The sequence below is a fragment of the Bradyrhizobium sp. genome, assembly GCF_049798375.1.
Taxonomy (GTDB): domain Bacteria; phylum Pseudomonadota; class Alphaproteobacteria; order Rhizobiales; family Xanthobacteraceae; genus Bradyrhizobium.
Window position 1 is genome coordinate 1 of sequence record NZ_JBARGP010000030.1, and the last position, 6,954, is coordinate 6,954.

Below are 6,954 nucleotides of genomic sequence, written 5' to 3' on the forward strand. Positions count from 1 at the left end.
GGCGGGCGCTCCGCCACACGCGTTCCCGCCGCCCCCAGGCCGATCGCGAATTGCTCCACGATGAGACGCTCGTAGGCCACACGGACGGTGCCGCGGGAGACCCCGAGTTGAGCCGCGAGATCGCGCCAAGAGGGCAATCGCGCGCCGGAGGCGAGCCGCCCGTCCTCGACGCCCTCTCTGATCGACCAATAGATCTGCGCAGCCAGCGGGGTCTTTTTGGCACGATCGAGATGAATGGGAAGGGCCGCCATGCTCCGGATGGTACAGCCAAGTTCGGCAATCTTGGTACTGTTTTATGACCAGGACTGAACGCACCTATTCGCTCAATGGCACTCCGAGGCATCTACGCCCGCAGGGAAGATCGCAGCACGGAGACAGGAGTTGGACCATGACCGGCGTTTTTTCCGACATCAAGATTCCCGATAGCAAGATCGCGCGCGAAGCCGCCGAGCTGGTGCGGCAGCACGAAACCGAAATGCTGTTCAACCACTCCGTCCGCGTCTTCGTGTTCGGCGCGATGAAGGGCGTCCGGCAAAATCTGAAATTCGATTCCGAATTGCTCTACGTCGCAGCGCTGTTTCACGATTTGGGGCTTATCGAGGCTTATCATACCGATACAAAGCGGTTCGAGGTTGACAGCGCCGACGCGGCGCGCGAATTCCTCCGAAGCCATGGCATCGCCGACCTCAAAGCGGATCTGGTCTGGGAAGCGATCGCGCTGCATACCACGCCCGGCATTCCCCAATACATGCGACCCGAAATCGCGCTCACAAATGCCGGTGTTCTGGTGGATGTCGTCGGGATCGGATACGACGACTACACGCCGGAGCAACGCGACGCCGTCATCGCGGCCTATCCGCGCGGCGATTTCAAGAATGAGTTCATCAAAGTTCAGACCTGTTCTGCTCTGAAGAAGCCGCAAACGACATTCGGCACGGTCAACGTCGATTACATCGAAGATTCCGATCATTCGTTCCGCAAGCCAAACGCGTGCACCCGCATCCGCAACACGCCCTGGCGTAGCTGAGCCGACCTGTGTCACCGTCAAGTCGAGGTCGGCGGTGGTCGTGCCCTCCTCGCAGCTCGCCACCGGAACGGCTTGGCTGAGTAGCGGCGGCATTCAGCCGCGCCACGCTGCCGGCGGTCCCTGCTAACCCGCTGCGCGGCACGCCGATATCGGCACATGGGGCAAACCTTGGCATGGGTGGCGCATTCCACGTCGGCGACGCTCATGGCTAGGCCGAATTCAAGCGCGCGCCGTGACTTCGTCCGCGGCCTCGACGTCGAGAACGATCTTACCTTTCGGCGCCGATCGTCGACCTTCCAACATCATGTGCGCGTCTCGTCCGTTCGCGAGCGGAAGGACGGCACCTATGCAGGCTTTCAGTTCGCCGCGGTCAATGAGTTCGCCGATTGTACGCAGCCGCTCGCTGGTCACGTTCACCAAGAAGAAAGCCGCGGTAACGCCGTGGTCCTTCGCGCGCTGTTGATCGGGCTGGGACACGGCGGAGATCAGCTTGCCGCCGCGGCGAAGAACCTGAAACGAACGCGCTTGGGTTTCGCCTCCGACGAGATCGAAGACCGCATCGACATCCTCCACCTCATCTTCGAAGCGTTGGGTGTGATAGTCCAACACCTTGTCGGCGCCGAGGGACCGCACGTATTCGATATCCTTGGTCCCCGCGGTCGCGATCGAACGCAGGCGAGCGCGACGAGCAAGCTGAACCGCGTAGGCTCCGACGTTTCCCGCCGCTCCGTGAATGACCACCGTCTGGCCGGCTTCGAGGCGGGCCTGCTCGAACAGTCCTTGCCACGCCGTGACCGCAACGACGGGAACGGAAGCTGCTTCCGCATAGCTCAGCGAGCTTGGTTTCTTCGCAAGCATCCCAGCCGAGGCCACAGCGTACTCGGCATACGCGCCAAGGAACTGGGTATTGGTCACACCGAACACCTGATCGCCAATGCCCATTTCGGAAATGCCGGGTCCGAGGGCGACAATCGTTCCGGATAGATCAGAGCCGAGCGTGAGAGGAAGAGGCTGCGGCAATGCGCTCTTGCCGGCCCTGATCCAGCCGTCCCAGGGACCCACTCCCGCTGCGTGGACATGGACAAGAACTTCGCCCCGACCAGGGCTTGGCCTTGGAATCTTTTCCAAGATCATTGCTTCTGGTGGCCCAAATTCATGTACGCGCCAAGCCAACATGGAGCCGCGGGCGGGACCTTCGGACGCATTTTCGACGCGGCTGCTTGCCATTCCTGAGTCTCCTTTGAGGCGCTTTCCTGCTCCCCGATCAGGCGGACCTATTTGAGGGGCGTGGTCAGTTCCTTGTCGTCCGTATCGACGACGAACACGGCGAGCAGCTTTGCAGGCTTGGTCTTGCTCGCATTGCGGCTGACGGTGTGGCGAGAGCCCGGCGGCTCGTAGAAGCTTTCACCGACTCGATAGACCCGCATCGGTCCGTCATTCACCTGGGACTCGATCTCTCCCGACAAGACGTAGCCGAAAATGAAGGCTGATTTGGCGTGGGTATGCGAAGGCGATGCTCCGCCCGGCGCATAGTCGACAACGACGGCGATCAGTGACTTGCCGGGGATATTGGTGATCGCCTGCTTGAACTGCGGGGTGACTGTTTCGGCTGTCTCCCGGGCGACGGCGGACGTTGCGGTGGCAATGGCCATGGCGGCGGCCAGGCCGATGATCGATTGCAGCTTCATGCTGAGCGTCTCCTTTGCTCTGAGAAGTGCTGCGACCCTGCTCCGCGCAAAAGCACCAAGAACGTACAAAAATCCTGTACCAAGATACGCGAGCTCATGGTTCGAGACGGCGCTAACGCGCCCTTCGCCATCAGAGACGATCAATACAGCCTGACTAACTGTCGGACTTTTTCGGCGGCTTCGGAGGGCCTTGCACCGGCGGCAGCGATTTGATGTAGTCCGTGATCGCGGCGCGATCATTCTTGGACAGTTGCGAAATGTTGCGGATCACGGCCGCCATCGAGCCGCCGGCGGAGTCGCCATCCGGCGTCTGGCCGGTCTCGAGGAAATAGCTGAGGTCGCTCTCGCTCCAGTCGGATAGCCCCCTCTCGGTGATATTCGGGACGAAGCCGTGGCCTTCCGGGTCCGGACCGCCGGCGAAACGTTGCGAAGCAATGATGCCGCCAAGCGCGTTGCGCGGGCTGTGGCACTCGGCGCAATGGCCGAATGCGTTCACGAGATAGGCGCCGCGATTCCACTGCGCCGAGTGCGCCGGATCGGGAGCGAACGGCTTGGCGTCGAAGAACAGCAGCTTCCAGACCCCGATATTGCGGCGAATGTTGAACGGAAACCGTATATCGTGCTCGCGTGACCCGCCCGACACCGGCGGCAGCGTCTTCAAATACGCGAACAGGTCCTGCAAGTCGGTCAGCTTGGCATGCGCATAGGTGGTGTAAGGGAAGGCCGGGAAATAATGAGAGCCATCAGGCGAGACGCCGCGCATCACCGCGTGGACGAAATCGGCCTCGCTCCAGCGCCCGATGCCGTCGGTCGGATCGGGCGAAATGTTCGGCGCATAGAAGGTGCCGAACGGCGAGCCAATCGCCAGCCCGCCGCCGAGCCTCAGGCGATCCTCCTGCTTCGGGACCGCATGGCAGGACGCGCATCCGCCGGCGTTGAAAATCTCCTGCCCATTGGCGAGATTGGGCGTATGCGCCGCCATCGCGATTGCCGATGACGGGGTGGTCAGCCACCAATAGACCGAGAACACAACAGCAACGAGGACGATCAAGGCAAGCAGGAAGTGTCGCAGCATCACCGATCCGTCATTTCAAGCCAGCAGGATCCGCATTCATAATCATCACTCTATCCGTTCCCGGGCAGCGACGGCGCTGACAATTTCGCGCGGACGCCTGTCGATTGCCCGGGAATAAAGCCGAGAGCTCACGGTTGAGCGAATTGTTACTTGACGTTCATTGGGAGAAAATCATGACCAGCACGACCTTCGTTCCCCTCGTTCTTATCGCAACGCTGGCTTGCGCAGGCCCCGCCTGCGCCGAGAAATTCAAGGCCACCCTGGACGGCAAGTCCGAGGTGCCGGCGACCACCAGCAGCGGCACCGGGACCGCCGACATCGACTATGATCCCGCCAGCAAGAAGCTGACCTGGAAGTTGACCTATTCGGGGTTGACGGGGCCTGCGACCGCGGCGCATTTCCACGGTCCCGCCGAGCCCGGCAAGAACGGCGGCGTTGCGGTCGCGATTCCCAACGCGACGTCGAGCCCGGCCGAAGGCAGCGCGACGCTGACCGATACGCAGGCGGCAGATCTCGAGGCCGGCAAGTACTATGTCAACGTCCACACCGCGGCCAATCCGGGTGGCGAAATCCGCGGACAGGTGACGAAGTAGTACGGCTGTCACATCCTCTGAGGGGACGTGACCAATGGTAGACATGCGAAGGGCGAACGCAGCGATGCGCTCGCCCTTCGATCGTCTGATCAACCGTGCTTGACGCGGAACGTCTCGTGGCAGCCGCCACATTCCTTGCCGATCGCAGGCGCAACCGTCTTCAACGAATCGAGGTCCTTGATCTGGGCCTTGGCCTCGGTAACGACCTTGGCGAAGCTATCGATCTTGGCCTGGAAGCCGGCCTTGTCCTCCCACAGCTTCGGCGACGGGCTGTAATCGCCATCGAACTTGGCGCCCTTCAGGCTCTCCGGAAACATCGTCGGCAGCTTCCTGGCGGTCTCGTCGAGCTGCGCCAGGGCAGCGCTGACGGCGGCTTGGTCGTACGGCTTCTCGCCCTTGACCATTGCGATCATGACACCGCCGAGATTCTTGGCGTTGGCTTTCATGGTGTCCCGGTCCTGCTTGACCAGATCCTGTTGTGCCATCACCGCGCCGATCCCAAGCAACAACGCTCCGATAGCCACCACAGTCCGCTTCATTCCTAAGCTCCTTATTGCCACGATCACGGCTCACCGAGCGCAAGCCGAATTCATCATCCGTCCCAACCCCGGCGGTTTCGAACTATTCCAGAATTGCGGCTGAAGTCAGAGGCTATGGCGGCGGTGCTGCTCGCGGATCGCAATCCAGACCCGCTCCGGCGTCGCCGGCATATCGACATGGTCGATCTTGTATTCGCGCCACAGCCCCTCGATGATGGCGTTGACGACCGCCGGACATGAGCCGATCGCACCGGCTTCGCCGGCGCCCTTCACGCCCATCGGATTGGTCTTGCATGGCACGTTGTGGGTCTCGAAGGTGAAGGACGGCGCATCCGCCGCGCGCGGCAGCGCATAGTCCATGAAGCTGCCGGTGACGAGCTGCGCATCGGAGGCGGAATAGACCACCTGCTCCATCAGCGCCTGGCCGATGCCCTGCACCGCTCCGCCATGGACCTGACCTTCCAGCAGCAGCGGATTGAGCGTGACACCGAAGTCGTCAACGATGACGTAGTTGACGACCCTGATGATGCCGGTGGCCGGATCAATCTCGACCTCGGCGACGTGGGTGCCGTTCGGATAGGTGCCGTCGGCGCTAGCGAAGGTGGCGCTGCCGTTGAGCTTGGAGACATCGCCGTCCGCCTTCTTGGCAAGATCGGCGAAGCTGACCGCGCGGTCGGTGCCGGCAACGCGCACCCGGCCGTCGCTGATCTCGAGATCGCCAATGCCGGCCTCCAGCGCCTCTGCTGCGATCTGCTTCAGCTTGTCGCCGAGCTCGTGGGTGGCGCGTTGTACGCTGACGCCCCCCGAAGGAATCGAGGCCGAGCCGCCGGTGCCGAGCCCGGTCTTGACCTCGTCCGTATCGCCCTGCTTGACGTGGATGCGCTCGGGCGGCAGGCCGAACTGCTCGGCGACGATCTGCGCGTAGGCGGTCTGGTGGCCCTGCCCGCTCGATTGCGTGCCGATCAGGATGGTGATGTCGCCATTGGGATCGAGCCGCACATTGGCGGTCTCCTCGCCCATCACCCCGCAGACCTCGACATAGCTTGCAAGGCCGATGCCGCGCACCAGGCCATGCTTCTTCGCCGCCTTGGCGCGCTTGGGAAACTCCTTCCAGTCCGCGATCTCCATCGCGCGCTTCAGATGCGCGCTGAAGTCGCCGGAATCATAGATCTTGCCGGTCGCGGTCTTGTAGGGCAGCGCGCGCGGCGCGATGAAGTTCTTGCGCCGGATCGCGTCCACGCTGATGTCGAGCTTGCGGGCGCAAGCATCGACCAGCCGCTCGATCACATAGGCCGCCTCGGGGCGCCCGGCGCCGCGATAGGCATCGACCGGCACGGTGTGGGTGAAGACGGTGCGGACGCGGCAGTGGAAGGCCTGGATGTCATAAAGGCCCGGCAGCATGCCGGCGCCGCCATGCGGGATGTAGGGCCCGAAGGTCGAAAGATAAGCGCCCATGTCGCCCATCAGGTCGACATCCATGCCCAGGAACTTGCCGTCCTCGGCGAGCGCCATCCTGGCCACGGTGAGATTGTCGCGCCCCTGCGCGTCGCCCACGAAATGCTCGGCGCGGTCAGCCGCCCAACGCACCGTCTTGCGCAGGCGCTTGGCGGCGACCGCAACCAGCGCATATTCCCGATAGGGAAACAGTTTTGTGCCGAAGCCGCCGCCGACGTCAGGGCAGATCACCCGCATCTTCTCGACCGGGATGTTCAGCACGTTCTGGCACAGGATATCGCGCAGGCGATGGCTGCCCTGGCTACCGGCCGTGAGCGTCAGATGATCGTTCTTGACGTCGTATTCACAGACGGCTGCGCGCGTCTCCATGAAGCTCGCGACCACGCGCGGATTGACGATTTTGATCTCGGCCACCGCGTGCGCCTTGGCGAAGGCCTCGTCGGTCGCGGCCTTGTCGCCGATCGCGACGTCGAACAGCACGTTGCCCTTGTGGTCGGGCCAGACCTGCGGCGCATCCGGCTTGACCGCATTGGCGACGCCGGTCACCGCCGGCAGCGTGGTCCATTCGACCTTGATC

8 protein-coding genes are annotated in these 6,954 nt (G+C 62.8%); 2 read left to right on the forward strand and 6 right to left on the reverse strand.

Annotated features, from left to right (window positions below; genetic code table 11):
• Positions 1-251, reverse strand: a 251-nt coding sequence (locus WA702_RS01035; RefSeq protein ID WP_425108667.1) for a GntR family transcriptional regulator, incomplete at its 3' end; no start/stop codon positions are given.
• A gap of 137 nt (positions 252-388) precedes the next feature.
• On the opposite strand from WA702_RS01035, the gene WA702_RS01040 reads away from it, so the two are divergent.
• On the forward strand, positions 389-1,027 hold the full coding sequence (locus WA702_RS01040) for an HD domain-containing protein (RefSeq protein ID WP_425108668.1): 639 nt from the start codon (positions 389-391) through the stop codon (positions 1,025-1,027).
• Between the two features lie 219 nt (positions 1,028-1,246).
• Here the strand turns inward: WA702_RS01040 and WA702_RS01045 are convergent, their stop codons facing one another.
• The 3 genes from WA702_RS01045 to WA702_RS01055 all read right to left on the reverse strand — a co-directional run bounded on the left by WA702_RS01045 (position 1,247) and on the right by WA702_RS01055 (position 3,790).
• On the reverse strand, positions 1,247-2,203 hold the full coding sequence (locus tag WA702_RS01045) for an NADP-dependent oxidoreductase (protein WP_425108675.1): 957 nt from the start codon (positions 2,201-2,203) through the stop codon (positions 1,247-1,249).
• A 98-nt stretch (positions 2,204-2,301) separates the two neighbouring features.
• Complete coding sequence (locus WA702_RS01050; RefSeq protein WP_425108669.1) at positions 2,302-2,715, reverse strand: cupin domain-containing protein; 414 nt, start codon at positions 2,713-2,715, stop codon at positions 2,302-2,304.
• Positions 2,716-2,869: 154 nt separating this feature from the next.
• Positions 2,870-3,790 carry a c-type cytochrome gene (locus tag WA702_RS01055; protein WP_425108671.1) on the reverse strand — a complete coding sequence of 307 codons (921 nt, stop codon included), beginning with the start codon at positions 3,788-3,790 and terminating at the stop codon, positions 2,870-2,872.
• A 173-nt stretch (positions 3,791-3,963) separates the two neighbouring features.
• On the opposite strand from WA702_RS01055, the gene WA702_RS01060 reads away from it, so the two are divergent.
• Positions 3,964-4,383, forward strand: a complete 420-nt coding sequence (locus WA702_RS01060; RefSeq protein ID WP_425108672.1) for a CHRD domain-containing protein — start codon at positions 3,964-3,966, stop codon at positions 4,381-4,383.
• Between the two features lie 89 nt (positions 4,384-4,472).
• Here WA702_RS01060 and WA702_RS01065 read toward each other — a convergent pair whose 3' ends face one another.
• Both WA702_RS01065 and WA702_RS01070 read right to left on the reverse strand, forming a co-directional pair.
• Positions 4,473-4,922, reverse strand: coding sequence for a c-type cytochrome (locus WA702_RS01065; protein ID WP_425108673.1), 450 nt, complete (start codon positions 4,920-4,922; stop codon positions 4,473-4,475).
• A 105-nt stretch (positions 4,923-5,027) separates the two neighbouring features.
• Positions 5,028-6,954: xanthine dehydrogenase family protein molybdopterin-binding subunit (locus WA702_RS01070; RefSeq protein ID WP_425108674.1), on the reverse strand; the 1,927-nt coding region annotated here is incomplete at its 5' end.